The 18,253-nt window shown below is 70.9% G+C and carries 19 protein-coding genes; 6 read left to right on the top strand and 13 right to left on the bottom strand.

What is annotated here, in order from left to right:
- Window positions 1-96 precede the first annotated feature (96 nt).
- Window positions 97-2,340, top strand: a complete 2,244-nt coding sequence (locus ACGFYN_RS37880; protein ID WP_393870512.1) for a glycoside hydrolase family 9 protein — start codon at window positions 97-99, stop codon at window positions 2,338-2,340.
- Here the strand turns inward: ACGFYN_RS37880 and ACGFYN_RS37875 are convergent.
- A complete protein-coding gene (locus ACGFYN_RS37875; RefSeq protein ID WP_393870511.1) occupies window positions 2,331-3,806 on the bottom strand; it encodes a cytochrome bc complex cytochrome b subunit in 1,476 nt (491 codons plus the stop codon). The two genes, ACGFYN_RS37880 and ACGFYN_RS37875, sit on opposite strands and share 10 nt — an antisense overlap.
- Window positions 3,803-4,708, bottom strand: coding sequence for an RNA polymerase sigma factor SigJ (sigJ, locus tag ACGFYN_RS37870; RefSeq protein ID WP_393870510.1), 906 nt, complete (start codon window positions 4,706-4,708; stop codon window positions 3,803-3,805). The genes ACGFYN_RS37875 and sigJ overlap by 4 nt, the downstream gene beginning before the upstream one ends.
- 175 nt (window positions 4,709-4,883) lie before the next feature.
- On the opposite strand from sigJ, the gene ACGFYN_RS37865 reads away from it, so the two are divergent.
- Window positions 4,884-5,513, top strand: a complete 630-nt coding sequence (locus ACGFYN_RS37865; RefSeq protein ID WP_393870509.1) for a hemerythrin domain-containing protein — start codon at window positions 4,884-4,886, stop codon at window positions 5,511-5,513.
- Window positions 5,514-5,531: 18 nt separating this feature from the next.
- Here the strand turns inward: ACGFYN_RS37865 and ACGFYN_RS37860 are convergent, their stop codons facing one another.
- Window positions 5,532-6,197 (bottom strand): 2OG-Fe(II) oxygenase, encoded by a 666-nt coding sequence (locus ACGFYN_RS37860; RefSeq protein WP_393870563.1) that lies wholly within the window; start codon window positions 6,195-6,197, stop codon window positions 5,532-5,534.
- A 72-nt stretch (window positions 6,198-6,269) separates the two neighbouring features.
- On the bottom strand, window positions 6,270-6,770 hold the full coding sequence (locus ACGFYN_RS37855; RefSeq protein WP_393870508.1) for a methylated-DNA--[protein]-cysteine S-methyltransferase: 501 nt from the start codon (window positions 6,768-6,770) through the stop codon (window positions 6,270-6,272).
- 145 nt (window positions 6,771-6,915) lie between these two features.
- Between ACGFYN_RS37855 and ACGFYN_RS37850 the strand changes: the two genes are divergently transcribed.
- The 3 genes from ACGFYN_RS37850 (at window position 6,916) to ACGFYN_RS37840 (ending at window position 9,595) form a co-directional block, all read left to right on the top strand.
- Window positions 6,916-7,161 (top strand): hypothetical protein, encoded by a 246-nt coding sequence (locus tag ACGFYN_RS37850; protein ID WP_275771916.1) that lies wholly within the window; start codon window positions 6,916-6,918, stop codon window positions 7,159-7,161.
- A gap of 3 nt (window positions 7,162-7,164) precedes the next feature.
- Complete coding sequence (locus ACGFYN_RS37845; protein WP_393870507.1) at window positions 7,165-7,542, top strand: toxin Doc; 378 nt, start codon at window positions 7,165-7,167, stop codon at window positions 7,540-7,542.
- A 445-nt stretch (window positions 7,543-7,987) separates the two neighbouring features.
- Window positions 7,988-9,595 (top strand): RICIN domain-containing protein, encoded by a 1,608-nt coding sequence (locus ACGFYN_RS37840; RefSeq protein ID WP_393870506.1) that lies wholly within the window; start codon window positions 7,988-7,990, stop codon window positions 9,593-9,595.
- A gap of 27 nt (window positions 9,596-9,622) precedes the next feature.
- On the opposite strand, the gene ACGFYN_RS37835 is transcribed toward ACGFYN_RS37840, so the two are convergent.
- From ACGFYN_RS37835 to ACGFYN_RS37815, 5 genes are all read right to left on the bottom strand, one after another.
- On the bottom strand, window positions 9,623-10,603 hold the full coding sequence (locus ACGFYN_RS37835; RefSeq protein WP_393870505.1) for a 2-hydroxyacid dehydrogenase: 981 nt from the start codon (window positions 10,601-10,603) through the stop codon (window positions 9,623-9,625).
- Entirely contained in the window at window positions 10,600-11,769 is a 1,170-nt protein-coding gene (locus ACGFYN_RS37830; protein ID WP_393870562.1) for a lactate 2-monooxygenase, read from the bottom strand. Before ACGFYN_RS37830 ends, ACGFYN_RS37835 begins: the two co-directional genes overlap by 4 nt.
- A 93-nt stretch (window positions 11,770-11,862) precedes the next feature.
- Window positions 11,863-12,561: an alpha/beta fold hydrolase gene (locus ACGFYN_RS37825; RefSeq protein WP_393870504.1), complete on the bottom strand. Its 699-nt coding sequence runs from the start codon at window positions 12,559-12,561 to the stop codon at window positions 11,863-11,865.
- Window positions 12,558-14,117: a purine-cytosine permease family protein gene (locus ACGFYN_RS37820; protein ID WP_393870561.1), complete on the bottom strand. Its 1,560-nt coding sequence runs from the start codon at window positions 14,115-14,117 to the stop codon at window positions 12,558-12,560. The genes ACGFYN_RS37825 and ACGFYN_RS37820 overlap by 4 nt, the downstream gene beginning before the upstream one ends.
- 230 nt (window positions 14,118-14,347) lie before the next feature.
- Window positions 14,348-14,911, bottom strand: coding sequence for a hypothetical protein (locus tag ACGFYN_RS37815; protein ID WP_393870503.1), 564 nt, complete (start codon window positions 14,909-14,911; stop codon window positions 14,348-14,350).
- A 324-nt stretch (window positions 14,912-15,235) separates the two neighbouring features.
- Between ACGFYN_RS37815 and ACGFYN_RS37810 the strand changes: the two genes are divergently transcribed.
- Window positions 15,236-15,670, top strand: coding sequence for a protease inhibitor (locus ACGFYN_RS37810; protein ID WP_393870502.1), 435 nt, complete (start codon window positions 15,236-15,238; stop codon window positions 15,668-15,670).
- Between the two features lie 139 nt (window positions 15,671-15,809).
- On the opposite strand, the gene ACGFYN_RS37805 is transcribed toward ACGFYN_RS37810, so the two are convergent.
- The 4 genes from ACGFYN_RS37805 to ACGFYN_RS37790 form a co-directional block, all read right to left on the bottom strand.
- Window positions 15,810-16,187: an STAS domain-containing protein gene (locus tag ACGFYN_RS37805; RefSeq protein WP_393870501.1), complete on the bottom strand. Its 378-nt coding sequence runs from the start codon at window positions 16,185-16,187 to the stop codon at window positions 15,810-15,812.
- A gap of 149 nt (window positions 16,188-16,336) precedes the next feature.
- The gene (locus tag ACGFYN_RS37800; protein ID WP_393870500.1) at window positions 16,337-16,534 is read right to left on the bottom strand and encodes a CDGSH iron-sulfur domain-containing protein; all 198 of its coding nucleotides are present in this window, start codon (window positions 16,532-16,534) and stop codon (window positions 16,337-16,339) included.
- Window positions 16,515-17,189: a HemK2/MTQ2 family protein methyltransferase gene (locus tag ACGFYN_RS37795; RefSeq protein WP_393870499.1), complete on the bottom strand. Its 675-nt coding sequence runs from the start codon at window positions 17,187-17,189 to the stop codon at window positions 16,515-16,517. Before ACGFYN_RS37795 ends, ACGFYN_RS37800 begins: the two co-directional genes overlap by 20 nt.
- Window positions 17,190-18,203 carry an iron-containing redox enzyme family protein gene (locus ACGFYN_RS37790; protein ID WP_393870498.1) on the bottom strand — a complete coding sequence of 338 codons (1,014 nt, stop codon included), beginning with the start codon at window positions 18,201-18,203 and terminating at the stop codon, window positions 17,190-17,192.
- Window positions 18,204-18,253: the final 50 nt, after the last annotated feature.

Below are 18,253 nucleotides of genomic sequence, written 5' to 3'. Positions count from 1 at the left end.
TCATGGCGCCAACAAACATGTGCTGCGTCCGCTTCTGGGAGCGCTCCCATCATTTTCGGCGAGCGTCACCCGCCCCTCCGCCCGAGGAGCCCAGACGTGAAACGACGCAGAACCACGCTGCTGACCATCGTCGCCCTGGTGGGCGCGGCGCTCATCGCGCTGCCGGCCGGACCGGCCGCGGCGGACGAGGTCGAGCAGCTGAAGAACGGCACTTTCGACACCACCACCGCCCCTTGGTGGACGACCGCCAACGTCACCGCAGGTCTCTTTGACGGACAGCTCTGCGCGGACGTCCCGGGCGGCACCGCCAACCGCTGGGACGCCGCCGTCGGCCAGAACGACGTCACCCTGGTGAAGGGGGAGTCCTACCGGTTCAGCTTCAAAGCGTCCGGCTCGCCCCAGGGCCATGTGGTGCGGGCCGTCGTGGGGCTCCAAGTTGCGCCGTACGACACCTACTTCGAGGTGAGCCCGCAGCTGAGCGTGTCCGGCGACACCTACTCGTACACCTTCACCTCGCCCGTCGACACCACCCAGGGGCAGGTCGCCCTCCAGGCCGGTGGCAGCGCGGACGGCTGGCGGATGTGCATGGACGACGTGTCGCTGCTGGGCGGCGTGCCGCCCGAGGTGTACACGCCGGACACCGGGCCGCGGGTGCGCGTCAACCAGGTCGCCTACCTGCCCTCGGGACCGAAGAACGCCACGCTCGTCACCGACGCCTCCGCAAAGCTGCCCTGGCGGCTGAAGAACGCCGGCGGCGCGACGGTCGCGCACGGCTGGACCGTGCCGCGCGGCGTCGACGTCTCCTCCGGGCAGAACGTCCACTCGATCGACTTCGGCGCCTACCGCAAGGCGGGCAAGGGCTTCACGCTGGTCGCCGACGGCCAGACGAGCAGGCCCTTCGACATCGGCACAGGCGCGTACGAGCAACTGCGGCTCGACTCGGTGAAGTACTACTACACACAGCGCAGCGGCATCGCGATCCGGGACGACCTGCGACCCGGGTACGGCCGGGCGGCCGGGCACATCGACGTGGCGCCGAACCAGGGAGATTCCAACGTCCCCTGTCAGCCCGGCGTCTGCGACTACACGCTCGACGTCACCGGCGGCTGGTACGACGCGGGCGACCACGGCAAGTACGTCGTCAACGGCGGCATCTCCACCTGGGAGCTGCTGAGCACGTACGAACGTGAACGGCTGGCCCGCACGGGCGAGTCGGGGAAGCTGCGGGACGGCACCCTCGCCATTCCGGAGAGCGGCAACAAGGTGCCCGACATCCTCGACGAGGCCCGCTGGGAGCTGGAGTTCCTGCTCAAGATGCAGGTGCCCGACGGGCAGCCGCTGGCCGGCATGGCCCACCACAAGATCCACGACGAGCAGTGGACCGGTCTGCCCCTGCTGCCGAGCGAGGACCCGCAGAAGCGCGAACTGCACCCGCCCTCCACGCAGGCGACCCTCAACCTGGCGGCGACGGCGGCCCAGGCGGCCCGTCTGTACCGGCCCTACGACCGCGCCTTCGCGTCCAAGGCCCTGACCGCCGCCCGCAAGGCCTGGTCGGCGGCGCTCGCCCATCCCGCGATGTACGCCTCTCCCGGTGACGGCACCGGAGGCGGTACCTACGACGACACCAACGCCACGGACGAGTTCTACTGGGCGGCCGCGGAGCTGTATCTCACCACCGGGGAGAAGCAGTTCGCGGACTACCTCGCCGCCTCACCCGTGAACACCGCCGACATCTTCGGCCCGCTCGGCTTCGACTGGGGCAGGACGGCGGCCGCCGGACGGCTGGACCTCGCGACCGTGCCGAGCAGACTGCCCGGACGGGACAAGGTGCGCCGGTCGGTGGTCGAGGGCGCGGACCGCTACCTCGCCACTCTCACGTCGCAGCCCTACGGCATGCCCTACGCCCCCGACGGCAACGTCTACGACTGGGGCTCCAGCCACCAGGTCCTCAACAACGCGGTCGTCCTGGCGACGGCGTACGACATCACCGGTTCCTCGAAGTACCGTGACGGCGCGGTCCAGAGCATGGACTACATCCTCGGCCGCAACGCGCTCAACATCTCGTACGTCACCGGCTACGGCGAGGTCAACTCGCACAACGAGCACAGCCGTTGGTACGCCCACGAGCTCGACCCGAACCTCCCGAACCCGCCGAGCGGAACACTCGCGGGCGGGCCGAACTCGTCCATCCAGGACCCCTACGCACAGAGCAGACTCCAGGGCTGCGTCGGCCAGTTCTGCTACATCGACGACATCCAGTCCTGGTCGACCAACGAGACCGCGATCAACTGGAACGCGGCCCTGGCCCGGATGGCGTCCTTCGTGGCGGATCAGGACTGAGGCTCACGCTCCACGAGTTCACCCTGCTCCCGCCGGTGCGCGGTCAGGGTGTGCAGCTCGGCCTGATCGAGCGGCTGGTGCACCTCGACGTACTCCCCGTGCGGCAGCCGCTTGATCACGCCGGTCTCCCGGCCGTGCAACACCAGCTCCTGATCCCGGAGTTGGAGGCCCAGGCAGATCCGGCGGGTGGCGACGAAGACGAGCGCCGGCACGGCGAACACCGCGACGCGTACCAGCCAGGTGACCGTGTTGATCGACAGGTGCAGCCGGGTCGCCACGACGTCGTTGCCGCCGCCCGCCAGCAGGATCAGATAGAGACTGATCCAGGCCGTGCCGATCGCGGTGCGGACCGGACGGTTGCGCGGGCGGTCCAGGATGTGGTGCTCGCGTTGGTCACGGGTCACCCGCGCCTCCAGGAACGGGTAGGCCCCGATGAACACGAGAAGCAGCGGGAAGACCACGACCGGGATCAGCACGCCGAGCAGCAGGGTGTGGCCCCACACGGAGACCTCCCAGCCCGGCATCACGCGCACCAGCCCTTCCGCGAAGCCCAGGTACCAGTCGGGCTGCGCGCCGGTGGAGACCTGGTCGGGGCGGAAGGGACCGTAAACCCAGACCGGGTTGATCGACGCCACCGCGGCGACGATCGAGAGGGTGCCGAAGACCAGGAAGAAGAAGCCGCCCGCCTTCGCCAGGTACACGGGCATGAACGGGGCGCCGATCACGTTGCGTTCGGTCCGTCCCGGGCCCGCGAACTGCGTGTGCTTGTGGAACACGACCAGCAGGATGTGCGTCACGACGAGCGCCGCCATGATGCCCGGGATCAGCAGGATGTGCAGCGAGTAGAAGCGGGCCACGATGTCATGGCCGGGGAACTCCCCGCCGAACAGGAACATCGAGAGGTACGTCCCGGCGATCGGGACCGACAGCAGGGCGCCGTTGACGAAGCGCAGGCCCGTCCCCGACAGCAGGTCGTCGGGGAGCGAGTAGCCGAAGAGGCCCTCGAACAGGCCCAGGAACAGCAGCGTCCAGCCGAACAGCCAGTTGATCTCACGGGGCTTGCGGAAGGAGCCCGTGAAGAAGTGCCGCATCATGTGCGTGACCATCGCCGCGACGAAGACCAGCGCCGCCCAGTGGTGAAGCTGCCGGACCAGCAGCCCGCCACGCACGTCGAAGCTGATGTCGATCGTGGAGGCGTACGCCTCGGACATCCGAACGCCGTTGAGCGGGACGTAACTGCCGTGGTACGTCACCTCGTTCATCGACGGGTGGAAGAAGAGGGTGAGGTAGACGCCGGTGAGGATCAGCACCACGAAGCTGTAGAGGCATATCTCGCCCAGCAGGAACGACCAGTGGTCGGGGAAGACCTTGCGCAGGTACTTCCTGGAGAGCGAGTGGATGCCGAGGCGGCCGTCGAGCCAGTCGGCGACCCGCTCGCCCTCGCCGGGCACCCCGGTGGCGGTCACTCCTCCTCCTTGTGCACATGCGTGAGCTTTTCGGGGTTGGTGACGATGTAGATCCCGGAGACCTGGTCGCCCTCGGGCGTGAGGTCCATGACCATGACGGCGTACGGCGAGTCGCCGTCGAACAGCACGGCGGCGTCGTCGCCGTTGACGCGGCGGTAGCGCAGGTCGAGTTCGTGGTGCCTGGCCCCGTCCCTGTTGGAGTACCCGGTGATCAGGCGGACCGCCTTGTCGCGGCCGTGCACGGGACGCAGCCCGGCGGGCTTGCGGTTGCCGCCGCCGTCCGTCCACACCGTGACGTCGGGCGCCAGGATCTCCATGAGCTCCGCGATGTCCCCGCCGAGGGCGGCCTGCACGAACCGCTCGGTCGCCTCCCGCCGCACCCGCGGATGCGCCTGGTAGCGCGGCCGCCGGGCGTGCACATGGTCGCGCGCACGGTGCGCGAGCTGGCGTACGGCCGCGGGGGAGCGGTCGATGATGTCCGCGATCTCGGTGTGGGCGTACCCGAACACCTCGTTCAGGACGAACACCGCACGTTCGAGGGGAGTCAGGGACTCCAGGACCACCAGCATCGCCAGGGACACGGACTCGGTGCGCAGGGCCGGATCGCCGGCGTCCGCGTCGTCGGCGACCAGCGGCTCGGGCAGCCACGGACCGACGTAGGTCTCTCGGCGCCGGGCGAGGGAGGACCGGCGCTGCAGGGCGTGGTTGACGGCGATGCGGACCAGGTACGCGCGCGGGTTGGTGACCCCGTCGGTGCCCCGGCCCGACCACGACAGCCAGGTCTCCTGCAGCACGTCCTCCGTGTCGGCGACGCTGCCCAGCATGTTGTAGACGAGACCGAACAGCAGCTCTCGATGGTCCATGAAGACGTCGGTCGCATCGTCGACAGAGCTTTCGGACATACGTGTGCCTCCCCAGTGACGCTCTTACTACTCGGAGGCCGCAGAGGGGCCGGATTGTGACATCACAGGACCGATATGTGACGTACGTCTCAGCGATTCCCGCCCGCGTCACAGTCGCCCGATGTCCCGCCCTCTTGAACGGGAGTGAGAGACCCGAACTGGAAGAAGCCATGCGATGACCGACAGTAAGCAGAAGACCATCGACTTCACGCCGATGTACGCCTCCCACGACGCGTTCCGGCGCGACCTGGAGCGGCTGGCGGCCGCCGTCGCCGCAGGTCGGGCCGTTTCGCCCGCGGTCCGCGCCGGCTGGGAGAACTTCACGCACCAGCTGCACATCCATCACACCGCCGAGGACGCCGAACTGTGGCCGCGCCTGCGGAAGCGCATCGCCGGACGCCCCCGTGACCTCGCCCTGCTCGACGAGATGGAGGCGGAGCACTCCCGTATCGACCCGCTGCTCGCGGCGGTCGACAGCGCACTGGCCGACGGCGCGCCCGAACTGCCCGATCTCGTACGGGCTTTGGGCGCCACCCTCGACGACCACCTCAAGCATGAGGAGGACAGTGCCCTGCCCCTGATGCAGGAAGCTCTGACGCCCGCCGACTGGGCCGGATTCACCGGCCGGATGCGCGAGACGCAGGGCCTGCGCGGCGCCGCTCTGTTCGTGCCGTGGATCGTCGACGGGGCCCCGGCGGCGGACCGCAGCGCCTTCCTCGGCGCCCTGCCCCCGCCCGTCCGCGTGCTCAACCGCCTGTTCTGGCAGTCGAGTTACCGGCGCAGGGGGCTGTGGGCGCAGGCCTAGTGCGCCGGTCCGGCACCACTAGGACGCGTCGTGGAAGACGATGCCCAGGGAGTGCCGGCGGCCGGAGCGGACGGTGCTCACGCCGTGCCGCATCGCTCCGGCCGACCAGCCGCGCTTGGTGCGCACCGGCCGGTCCCGGGTGGTGAAGACCAGTCCGTGGCCCTGCTGGAGCGCGGTGGCCGTGCCCCGGGACTGGGCCCGGGGCCGCTGCTCGACCATCAGGAACTCGCCGCCGGTGTAGTCGCCGCCGTACTCGTCGAGACCGACGACCAGCTGGAGCGGGAAGAGCATGTCCCCGAAGACGTCACGGTGCAGGGCGTTCCAGTCGCCCTCGCCGTAACGCAGCAGGATCTGCGCCGAGCGATCCTGCCCGGCCGCGTGGCACGCCTCCAGCCAGTCCGTGAGGGAGTCCGGCCAGGGCGCCGGGCGGCCGAGGCGGGCCGCCCAGTCCCGTGCGACCGGCAGCAGGCGCGGGTAGAGGGCGGCGCGCAGCGCGGACACCGCGGGCGGCAGATCGTGGGTGAAGTAGCGGTACTCGCCGGAGCCGAAGCGGTGCCGCGCCATGTCGACCGTGGTCCGGAACAGCTCCGGCTTCTCGTACAGCGCGGCCAGGACACGGCACTCGGCGGGCGTCAGCAGCGGCCCCGTCGGCGCGCTGCCGTGCACGTCCAACTCGGCGGCCAGGACCGCCCAGTCGGTGTCTTCGGCACGCTTGCGCGCCTGGGCCTTGGGTGAGCGTCATGTCGTCTCCTCCCGTCACGCGAGCATCTGCTGCAGCGCACCCTCGTGCGTCAGCAGCCGCACCTTGCGTTCCACGCCGCCCGCGTACCCGCGCATGGAGCCGTCGGCGCCGACCACCCGATGGCAGGGGCGGACGATCAGCAGTGGGTTGGCGCCGATCGCGGCACCCACGGCCCGGATCTCGGCACGCGGCACGTCCAGCCGCGCGGCGAGCTCGCCGTAGGTCGCCGTGGTGCCGTACGGGATCTCGTCGAGCGCCCGCCATACCCGCTGCTGGAACTCCGTCCCCTCGGGCGCGAGGTCCAGGCCGAAGCGGGGGAGCCGGCCCTCGAAGTAGGCGGTGAGCTGTCGGCGCGCCTCGCCGAACGCCTCGTCGTCGCGCCGCCCGCCGGAACGCGCGGCGGGTGCGGTGCGCTGCCCGGACATGGAGAGCGAGGACAGTGCCGAGCCGTCGCCCGCCAGAAGGAGTTCGCCCACCGGGCTGTCGATCGTCATGTACGTCGTGTATGCCGTCATGGCTTCAGTCTGCTGCGCCACCCGTCCCGGAACCGGCGGATATCGGACATGGTCCTCAGCCGCCACCGGCGCCGCCGGGTACCGTGAGAAAGGTTCTTGACCAGCGGATATTTACGAGTAAGTACCTCGGCGGTACGGTGAAGGCATGCCAGCCTTGAATGTCGAGTTCAGCGATCGTGAACTTGAGGACCTGCGGCAGATCGCCAAGGAACGCGGTACGTCGATGAAAGCGCTCGTACGCGAGGCCGCCGCCGCGGACATAGCCCGGCACCGCGCCCTGCAGGAAGGCGCGGAGGCCTTCCGCCGTTTCTTCGCCTCCCACGCCGACGAGTTCGCGGCCGCCTTCCCGGACGACGAACCGGCGCACACCGGCGAGGGGCGGGTCGCCTGACCGATGACAACCGTCATCCATATCGACGTGCCCTGGCTGCTGCAGCGCCATGAAGAGGTGCTGCCGGACCAGCCGACCGTCAACGACTTCTCCGCCCTGGTCGCCGCCGTCGCCCGCCACCGGGTCGACCCGCCGCGCCTCGGCGTGGACTCCGACCCCGCCTGGCGCGCCGCCGCCCTGCTGCACACCCTCGCCCTGCTGCGGCCCCTGCCGTCGGCCAACGCCCGCTTCGCCTGCGCGACCGCCGTGGCCTACATGTTCGTCAGCGGCGTCGGCATCGACCCGCCCTACGGCGCCCTGGTCGACCTGGCCCGCGATCTGATGGCCGCCAAGACCGATGTCTACGGCGCCGCCGACCGGCTGCGCTCCTGGCAGATCTGAGGGCCGCCGACCGAGCCGGTGCAACCCGCCCCCCGGGGCCGCCGGCCGAGGGCGGGAGGAACAAGGCCGGCGGCCCGTGATGCGCAGGAGAGCCGCCGTCCTGCGCAGGGCCTCCGAGAAGGGCCGGTACACAGTCCACTACGGGGTGGCGCACGCCGGGAGCGTGCGCAGTGCTCCGGCGCGTGCGCCTGATTCACACGGGGCGCATGGAATGAGGAAAGCTCATGCGGCCGGAGTGAGTTGCCGCCGTATCTGACTATCTTTCAAAGATGCGGATGTTGCCCGAGTGCCTTGTTGGTCATGAGTGTCCTGTGCAAGGGTGAACTACCCGTGCGGGGGGTGTAATGACCGGGTGCCGATCGCCCTATCGAAAACCAGGTCGATTGGACTCACCTGAATTCACGCCCTCCTGTGTGTCCCCTGCGCGTGGGAAGGAATCCCCTCAGTGCCCACCCCCCACCCACCTCGCCCCCCTTACCCGCCGCCCGGCGGGGTTCCCGGAGAATCCGACGAGAACCTCGCCGCCCGGCTGAGGGGCCGTCCCGACGGCGAGGTCGCTCAAACCGTCGCGCTGCTCATGGCGCGGCACTGGCAGGCCGCCCGCGACTACGCGGCCATCTGCCTCGCCTCGACGACCGAGGTCGCCTCCATGGTGACGTCGGCCGCCTTTCACCAGGTCCTCGACCGGCTGGCGCTGGGCGAACCCGCGATCGCGGTGCGCCCCCGGCTGCTGGTGGCCGTCCGGGAGACGGTTCGTGTGTGGTCCGCGGAGGAGCGAATATCCGGTGTTCTGCCGGAGTTGCAGAAACCCGCCGGTGGCCGCGGTATGCGGTCGGCGAAGTCCCTGACCCCCGAAAATCGCAAGCTGGCCGAGCGTTCATTCCTCGGTCTTCCCGGACTCTCCCGGTGTTTGCTCTGGCATGTCGAGGTCGAGGCGGAGTCCATTGCCGTTCCGGCCGCTCTGCTCGGTATGGATACCGACACGGCGTCGGCCGCGCTCGAACAGGCGCGTGATAAATTCCGCGAAGGCTGCGTGCAGGCCCATCGGGAACTCGCGCCGAGCAAGGATTGCCGCTTCTACAACCGCCTCCTCGACGTTCCCATTCGCCGCGGCGGGGCCCTGCTGCCGGATGTCCAGCAGCACTTGACGCAGTGCCGCTACTGCCGTTTCGCCGCCGAACAACTGAGCCATTTCGAGGGCGGGTTGGGTGTGCTCCTCGCCGAGGCCGTACTCGGCTGGGGCGCCCGCCGCTATCTCGACTCCCGCCCCGGCCGTGCCGGGCAGGAGACGCGCACGCGCGGCACCTCGAGGCACGGCGGCGGGCGATCGCGCGTCCTGCCCCGTATCCCCCTTGCCGTCCGCCGGCCTTCGGGCATGCCGGGGAACTCCCGGGTGCTGCTCACCGGAGTGGGCGTCGCCTCGGCGGCGCTGCTCGTGACGGTGTTCATGACCGGCCTGTTCTCGTCCGACGACGGTGTCGACCCGGCCGCCTCCAACAGCGCGGGCGGCGGCTCGACGCCGGGTGCGACCGCCCAGTCGTCACCGGGGACCGCGCAACTCCCGGCGATTCCGGGGCAGTCCAGGCTGCGCAACGCCGGCGCCGGCCTCTGCCTCGACATCAGGGGCACGGTGCGGGCCGGGGCCGCGGCCGAACTGGCGACGTGCTCGGACATCCCCACCCAGCTGTGGTCGTACGACGGCGACGGGCTGCTCCGGAGCGCGGCGGACGCCACGCTGTGCCTGGACTCGCATGTGGACGCGGGTGTGGTCGTCCTCGGCAAGTGCGCCGCCGAGAAGGGCGGACGGGGCAACGACGTGCGCTACGACCTCACCGTGCAGGGGGAGTTGCTGCCCCGCTGGGACGAGCAGCTCGCCCTCGCCTCCACCGCCGCGGAACCGGGCGCCGACATCGTCGTCAAGGTCCGCGACCACTCCCCGGCGCAGCGCTGGCTGGCCGACGCCGCGACGTCGGCCGACCCGGGCTCGCTGTCGATCACGGGGACGCGTACTCCGGCGGTACGGCCCGCCGAGCTGGCGGAGCGGATCTCGTGACCGGGCTCAGTCCTCCGGTGAGCGCGCTCAGTTCACGACGTCCTTCGGCTCCCCGCCCGCGAGGTATCCGGTCACGTTCTGTACGGCGGTCAGGGCGATGCGGATCAGCGTCTCCCGGGTCACGCGGCCGACGTGCGGGGAGAGCACCACGTTCGGGGCCCTGAGCAACCGCAGGGCCGGGGTGGGCGGTTCGGGGTCGAAGACGTCGATGCCCGCCCCGGCCAGGGCGCCCTTCTCCAGCGCGTCCGCGAGGGCGTCCTGGTCGATGAGGGCGCCCCGCGCCGTGTTGACGACGAACGCCGTCGGCTTGAGCAGCGCGAGCCGTCCGGCGTCCAGCAGGTTCCGGGTCCCGTCGGTGAGCGGCGCGTGCAGGGAGACGTAGTCGGCCGTGCGCAGCAGCTCGTCCAGCGGGACATGACGGGCCCCGCCCAGCCGCGCCTCCGTCTCCTCGGGCAGCCTGCGGCGGCCGGCGTAGACGACGCTCATGTCGAACGCGACCGCGCGGCGGGCGACTTCCTGCCCGATGTTGCCGAGCCCGACGATGCCGAGGGTCTTGCCGCACAGTTCGGTCAGGGAGCGCTGGAGGCGGGGGAGTGCCCAGTCGGCCTCGACGAGCGCGGTGTGCGCCGGGATCAGCTGCTTGGCCAGTGCGAGCATGAGGGCGAAGGTCTGCTCGGCCACGTTCTGCGACTCGGCGCCGCTGGAGCCGATGTTGGCCACCTGCACCCCGCGGGCGCGGGCGGCGTCCACGTCGATGTAGTCGAAGCCGTGACTCGCGCACTGCACCAGTGCCAAGTCCGGTGCGGCGGCGAGGTGTTCGGCGCTCACGGGGGCGAGCGCGGTGATGATCACGTGCGCCCTGCGCAGGGCCGCCGGGTCCTCCTCGGCGGCCTCGACGACGGTGACGTCCGCCTCGGTGGGAAAGAGGGTGGCGAGCCCGGCACCGGCGGCGCGGCCGCCGACGTGCGGGGCGATGACGGCGAGCACGTTCTTCGGGTCGGTGGTCATGCGGATTCCTCGATGAGGTCGGCGGGGCCGATCGTGGCGGGGGTGGCGTGCCCGGACAGGGCGAGCGTGAGGTCCAACTCGGCGAGCAGGCAACGGATCACATGCTCGACACCCGGCTGCCCGTCGAGCCCGAGTCCGTACACGTACGGCCGCCCGAGCAGCACCGCCTGCGCGCCCAGCGCGAGGGCCTTGAAGACGTCGTCGCCGGTTCGGACACCGCTGTCGAACAGCACGGTGAGCCGGTCGCCGACCGCCTCCACGACCCTCGGCAGTGCGTCCGCTGCGGCGACGGAACCGGCCACCTGGCGGCCGCCGTGGTTGGAGACGACCACGCCGTCCATCCCGGCGTCGGCCGCGAGCCGGGCGTCGTCCGGGTGCAGGATGCCCTTCAGGACGATCGGGCCGTCCCAGTTCTCCCGCAGGAACGCCAGGTCCGGCCAGCTCTTGCCGGGGTCGGCGAACATGCCGACGAAGTGCATCACGGCCGCGTTCGGGTCCTCGTGCACCGGCTTGGCGAGGCCCGCCCGGAAGGCCGGGTCGGAGAAGTAGTTGGCGGTGCCCACCCCGTGCAGGAAGGGGAGGTACGCCTGGTCGAGGTCGCGGGGGCGCCAGGACAGCAGCGGTGTGTCGAGGGTGACGACCAGCGCGGTGAACCCGGCCGACTTCGCGCGGGCGAGGAAACTGCGGGCCACCTCCACGTCCTTCGGCCAGTACAGCTGGAACCAGCGCTCGCCGTCCCCCATGGCCTCCGCGACCTGCTCCATCGGCGTGCTGGACGCCGAGGACAGGATGTACGGCACTCCCTGCGCGGCGGCGGCCCGGGCGGCGGCCGGCTCGGCCTCCGGGTGCATGATCGACAGGACGCCGACGGGCGCCAGCGCCAGCGGCGCGGGCAGGGCGCGGCCCAGCACCTCCACCGACAGGTCCCGCTCGTGCACGTCCCGCAGCATCCGCGGCACGATCCGGCGCCGCTCGAGCGCGGCCCGGTTCGCGCGAGCCGTACTGCCGTCGCCCGCGCTGCCCGCGACATAGCCGACGGGCCCGGGACCGAGCCGCCGCTCGGTCAGCTCCTCCAGCCGGGTCAGATCAGTGGGCAGCCGCGGCACGGCGCCCGTCATCCCGTTGAGATAGATCTCGTACTGGAAGTCCGCCCAGTGCTTGGCCATGGGGTGGTCCCGCCTCTCGTCGCTGAGAACGCGCTGCACCCCGACGATACTGGCGAGTAAGTGCAGGTCCGTCCACCGGGGTGGACCTGCGGATCATGCTCCGCGGCCGGAACCGGACTCGTGCAGAATCCGGGCGAGTTCACGCGGACGGGAGAACATCGGCCAGTGGCCCGTGTCCATCTCGACCAGCTCCCAGCGCTCCCCTTCGAGGAGTTCGGCCACCGAGGGCGCCGGCTCGTCACCGTCGAGCAGGCACTTGATGTACGTCGCGGGCAGGTCGCCGGGCGAGCCCTTCAGGACGGCGGGTTCGGTGAGCGTGGCACCGGGGTGCGGGGTACCGCCGGAGGCGATGCGGGCGATCTGCTCGTTGGTGAGCTCCTGCCCCGCGAACTCCTCGGCCTCCAGCGGCCAGAACCCGTGGTTCTCGGCGATCGACCGGCGCACATGGTCGCTGGGCCAGCCCGACAGGAAGGAGTCGCCGTCGAAGGGCACGCCGGCGTCTACGTACACCACGTGCCCGAGCCGGTTCCCGATCCGCTCGGCCGCCTGCCCGACCGGGATGCCCGCATAGCTGTGCCCGACCAGCACCACGTCCCGCAGATCGAGGCGTTCGACCTCGTGGACGACGTCCTGGACGTGCGTCTGCAGCTCCGCGGGCACCCCCTCCTTCTCGGCGAGCCCCGAAAGCGTCACGGGACGGGCCTGGTCCCCGACGGCGCGCAGCTCCGCCGCCACCTCGTCCCACGCCCACGCGCCCAGCCACGCACCTGCCACCAGTACGAAGTCAGTCATGCTCGCAACGTAGCGGACGGGTCCGACATCGTCTCTTCCGCGGCTCCCGGACCGGTGATCGGCGGCACCGGGACCTCGACCGTACGGGCGAGCCGTGCGCCCTCGGGTCCGTACGCCGCCCGCGGCTCGGGGAACAGCCGCAGCAGCGTCAGGTACAGCACCGCGGCCACGACCAGCGACAGCGGCAGGCTGATGTCGACGCCGCCCGCCAGGTCGCCCAGCGGGCCGACGAACTGGCCGGGGATGTTGGTGAACAGCACGCCCAGCAGCGCCGACACCCACCACGCGGTCATGCCCCGCCAGTTCCAGCCGTGGGCGAACCAGTAACGGCCGCCGCGCTGGCGGCGGTTGAAGACCTGGAGGGCGTCCGGGTCGTACCAGCCGCGCCGGGTGAAGAAGCCCAGCATCATCACCACCATCCACGGCGTGGTGCAGGTGATGATCATCGTGGCGAAGGTCGAGATGGACTGCACGAGGTCCAGTCCGAACCGGCCGACGAAGATGAACGCGATCGACAGCACACCGACCAGCACCGTGGCCTGCACGCGCGACAGCCGGGGGAACACCGAGGAGAAGTCGAGGCCGGTGCCGTACAGCGCGGTCGTACCCGTCGACATGCCGCCGATCAGGGCGAGCAGACACACCGGCAGGAAGTACCAGGCTGGGGAGATCGCCAGCAGCCCGCCCACGAAGTCGGGGCTCGCCGGGTCGACGTACTTCGGGGCCCGCGCCGCGATGATGCTCGCCGTCGCCAGGCCGAAGACGAACGGCACCAGCGTCGCGATCTGGGACAGGAACGCCGCTCCGACCACACGGCGGCGCGGGGTGCTCGCCGGGATGTAGCGCGACCAGTCGCCGAGGAACGCCCCGAACGACACCGGGTTCGACAGCACGATCAGGGCCGCGCCGATGAAGGACGGCCAGAACAGGGACTTCGTCGCCGCGTTCGCCGAGGCCGTGAAGACGCCCGCGTACGAGGGGTCGAAGTCACCGTCGAAGGCGATCGCGCCGAGCAGGAACAGCACGGTCGCCGAGGCCACCGCGACCTTGTTGACGAACAGCATGAACCGGAAGCCGTACACGCACACCGCGAGGACCAGAACGGCGAACAGGGCGTACGCGACGACGTAGGACGGCGTGCTGCGCTCCAGTCCGAAGAGGCGGTGCGCGCCGCCGACCAGGGCGTCGCCGGAGCTCCACACCGAGATGGAGAAGAACGCGATCGCGGTCAGCAGCGACAGGAACGAGCCGACCACCCGGCCGTGCACGCCCAGGTGCGCGGAGGAGGAGACGGCGTTGTTGGTGCCGTTGACGGGGCCGAACACCGCCATCGGGCACAGGATCAGCGCACCCGCGACGACCCCGAGCAGCGTGGCCGCGAGGCCCTGCCAGAAGGAGAGGCCGAAAAGGATCGGGAACGCGCCGAGTACACACGTGGAGAAGGTGTTGGCGCCGCCGAAGGCGAGCCGGAACAGGTCGAGCGGCGTCGCGCTGCGGTCCGCGTCGGGGATGCGCTCGACGCCGTGCGACTCGACCTCGGTGAGGGCGGGTGGCATGGCGGGGGAGTCGGGAAGCTCGGACGGCGAGGACAAGTCAGGCTCCAGCGGGGGCGGTTCGGTGGAGCGCGTCGTGGCGCGGCGGGGTGGGCGGCCGGTCGCTGCCGCGGGGGTGTGCGGCGGACGTGGCGGCCGTCCTCTCGGGGTCCGCCGACGGTACGGCGGTGCAGGGGACCCGCACCAGAGGACGGTTCATCCATCTTGTGCGCCGAAACTGTACGAATGCTCCATCAGGCGTCGTCCGTCGGGGCCTCCGGTGCGGCGTCCTCCGGTTCGGTGTCCGGGCCCTGGGCCCGCACCCGCTGGACGTGTTCGAGAGAGTCCCGCAGTTCGGAGAGCCAGTCGTCGGTGTGCCGCTGGACCAGGCGCACGCACCAGGCGAGGGCGTCGCTGCGGCTGCGGGCGACACCACCGGCCATCAGGGTGTCGAGGACCTGGCGCTCGGGCTGGCGCAACCGGGTCATCACGGGCGCGGCGACGTGGGTGAACAGGGCGCGCTCGCCGCCGCACTCCACGCCCCAGGAGACCTTGCGCCGGAAGCGGTGCTCGGCCTCGCGCGCCACCTCCACGCGCGCGTCCCGGGTGCGCTCCCGGAACTCCTGGATGCGGCCCTGTACCGCGGCCTCCCGCTCGGCGTCCGAGGCGCCCTCGGTGAGCCGGGGTTCGGGGATGCGGCCGATCACGGTGATCTCCTCGCGGTCGACCGTGAGCTCGGTCAGCTCCTCGAAGAGGTCCTCGGGCACCCGACCTGCGAACCAGCCGCGCAGTTTCGCTTGCTGCTCTGTCGTAATCATGTAATGACCATTACTCGCCCGGACGATGAACACAAGGGGGTGGGAAGGAGTCAGCCGAGAGCTCAACCGGAATGTTTCAGGCCTATTAACCAAGCGCCGGGAATCGGCCAGTTGGCTGCATCGGGCGATCAAGCGCCGCTCAGTTCCGGGGTTTACGCGTTCGAATTCCGTAACTTCACGCCACTGATTGAATACAGAAGGTTACTGAAACGCGTGGGGTCGAGGTGTTTTTCCGCGGCGGACTCGGCAGACTCGCGCTCGCCGGTCCGGCACCCATCCGGAATCGTCCGGCACACCCTCGAATCCAGCGGAAGGATGCACACAATGCGGAACACCGCGCGCTGGGCAGCGACCCTCGCTCTCACGGCCACCGCCGTCTGCGGACCCCTCACCGGCGCCGCCCTCGCCAACCCGACCCCCGTCCCCGCCTCGCTCTACGCCCCCTCGGCCCTGGTGCTCACCGTCGGCCACGGCGACAGTGCCGCCACCGCGACGCCGCTGCGCGCCGTCACCCTGTCGTGCGCCCCGACGGCCACCGGCACCCATCCGGCGCCGGTCCAGGCCTGTGCCGAACTACGCGGCGTCGAAGGTGACGTCAGCGCCCTGACGGCGAGAGACGACGTGCTGTGCACCAAGCAGTACGACCCGGTCGTGGTGACGGTGGACGGCGTCTGGCAGGGCAAACGCGTCTCCTACGAGCAGACCTTCGCCAACTCGTGCGTGAAGAACTCCTATCTCAGCAGCGTCTTCACGTTCTGATGGACCGGGATCGCGGAGTGCCGGCGCGCATCTGAAGCGGGCCGCAGCTGGGGAGTGCGAGTCCCTTGTCGCGGGGTACCCGGCGATCTCGTACCAGGGGTCGGCAGGGCGGAGTGGGGCCGCCCGCCGACTTCCTGGATCATGTCCGCCCCTCCCCGGGGAGTGCGGGGAGGGGCGGAAGCCTTTTCATCAGGCCCGCGCCGCGCAGCAGGCGGAGGATGTGGGGCGCGTCGGAGACCAGGCGCAGCCGGCCGCCGCGTTCCCTGGCCCGTGTCTCGCCCCGGCACAGCACACGCAGCCCCGAGCAGTCGATGAACTCCACATTGCGCAGATCCACCAGCACGTCCGGGCTCGGCCGTCCGGTCGCCGCGTCGAGGTGTTCCAGGACGAACTCCGCGGTCGCCAGGTCGATTTCGCCCACGACCTCGACCACCACGAACCCGTCCACCAGCAGGGTACGGGCGTGCGGGTTCGCCGCGGGTGGTTCGGAGGCGTGGTCGTCAGCATCCGCGATCATGGCCGCTCCACCGAGCCAAGGGGCGCATTCGGTCTCGGTAGTTACCCCGGCGCGCCGTGTGCCATCCCTGCTGAAGGGCGCCTCGGCCTTGGTTCACTCGACCTGATGAACGCGGGCAAGATTGCTTGACAACTCGGTTTGCTGCGTCCTTATTTGCGGTCGCGGTGACTCGTGTCGCACCACGGGAAGCGGCGGCTGCGGCGGCAGGTGCACAGCGCGACCTGGAAGCGGTCGGAGCGGACCGTGCTGCCGTCCTCCAGCTCCACCTCGACCGGCCCCTCCACGAGCAGCGGGCCCCGGCGCTGGACCTTGACGCGACGTGCGGGCTCAGACGGGGAGTTCGGCACGGACGACCACCAGCTCTTCCTTCTCGTCGGTGGGGGACATGAGGCCCTGCCCGCGCAGCCAGCCGGCCCGCGAGCGCAGCACCGGACCGAACGCGATCCGCCGACGGCGGGTCACCGCCGCTTTGAGCCCGGCACTGTGCAGGTGGCCGAGCGTGCGGTCGGGATCGCTGAGCGTGGAGTGCACCATCAGCAGCACGCCGCCCGGGCGCAGCAGTTCAGGGGCCTCCCGGCAGATCCGGTCCACGACGAGGCGGCCGTCGCCGCCCGCGTCCCAGGCCCGGGCCGCGCTGTGCGGGCGGGCACGGGCTGTGGGAGCCGGCACGTACGGCGGGTTGGACAGAATCAGGTCGAACGACTGGCCTCGTACCGGCGCGAACAGGTTCCCCTGCCGGATGTGCAGCGGAAGCCCGGCCAGCCAGGCGTTCGCGCGGGCGGTCCACACCGCCCGCCAGGAGAGGTCGACGGCGGTCACGCGGGTGCCGCGCCGGGCGGCCTCGAGCGCGAGGGCGCCGGTTCCGGTGCCTACGTCGAGGACGTCCGCACCCGGGGGCAGCGGTTCCTCGGACAGGGCTCCTGCCAGGAGGTCAGTGTCGTCCTGCGGGGCGTAGACGCCCGGCGTCACCAGTGGTTTCACCCGGCACAAGTACCCCGGCATTCAGGAAATAAAGGAGATTTCGGAAGAGGCGGGCCTTCGCAGCGACGACCTGCCCTCGCGCCAGTCACCGAGCAGCCGGGCGGCGAGGCGGTCCTCGGTGTACCCGGTGGCGCCGATGCCGAACACCACGTCGGACGCCAGGTGCGGCTGGTCGGCCAGCAGGCCGTCGATGACCTCGTGGCGTACGACTTGTTCGTGGACGGCGTCGGCCTCGACGTGCTCGTCGTAGAAGTGCTCGGCGGCCGGTCCCGCGCCCGTGCGGCGCATCGCCTCGGCGAGCCGCCTCGATCCGGGCGAGGAGGTGATCTCGACGGCCGCGAAGTGGCCCACCAGCGCGCCCCGCAGGGAGCGATGCAGGCCGAACAGCGACATCAGGTTGACCGTGGCGAGCATCTCCGCGCTCGCCGCGTCGAGATAGCGGCCGTACGCGATGTCCAGGCCGAGGTCCGTCATCAGGTCGGCGAACAGGCGCGCGTGCACCCGGTCGGCGCGGCCGCCGCCGAACTCGTCGAACTCCACCGCCGCCATGGCCGCCTTGGCACGGCCCGTGAGCCGCGGCAGCACCCAGGCGTGCGGGTCGGCCTCCTTGAGGTGGTACAGCGAGCGCTGCGCGGCGTACTCACGCAGGTGCCACAACTCGCCCTCGTCACGCAGGAAATGGGTGACGCCACTGCCGTCGACGGGCTCGACGAGCAGCTCGCCGACCGCGTCCTCGACGGTGTCGTGCACCGGGGTGTCCGTGCGCAGGGCGGTCAGGAAGCGGTGCTCCAGCGCCGCCCGGGTGCGCAGCAGCTCGGGTTCCCACTCGTGGTCCGGGCCGACGCCCGCGAAGCCGCGGTAGTGCAGTTCGTAACAGAGGTAGAGGGCGAGCTGGAGGTCGTCGCCGTAGGCGCCCGCCGCCGCGACCTCCTCGGGGCGCGGCAGCGGACCGGCGTCGAGCAGATGGCCCTTCACGGCGGCCGAGACCGGTCCCCGGGGGATCGGCAGCCGCGGGCCCGTGTGGTCGTGCGTCATGCGGGCCGGGTACCCGGGCGACGCCGGGCCATCCACGGCGTGGGGCCGGG

The organism is Streptomyces sp. NPDC048419, from assembly GCF_043200415.1.
Classification (GTDB): Bacteria; Actinomycetota; Actinomycetes; order Streptomycetales; family Streptomycetaceae; genus Streptomyces.
Note: the sequence above shows the minus strand (reverse complement) of the source record. Positions and strands in the feature narration are given on the sequence as shown.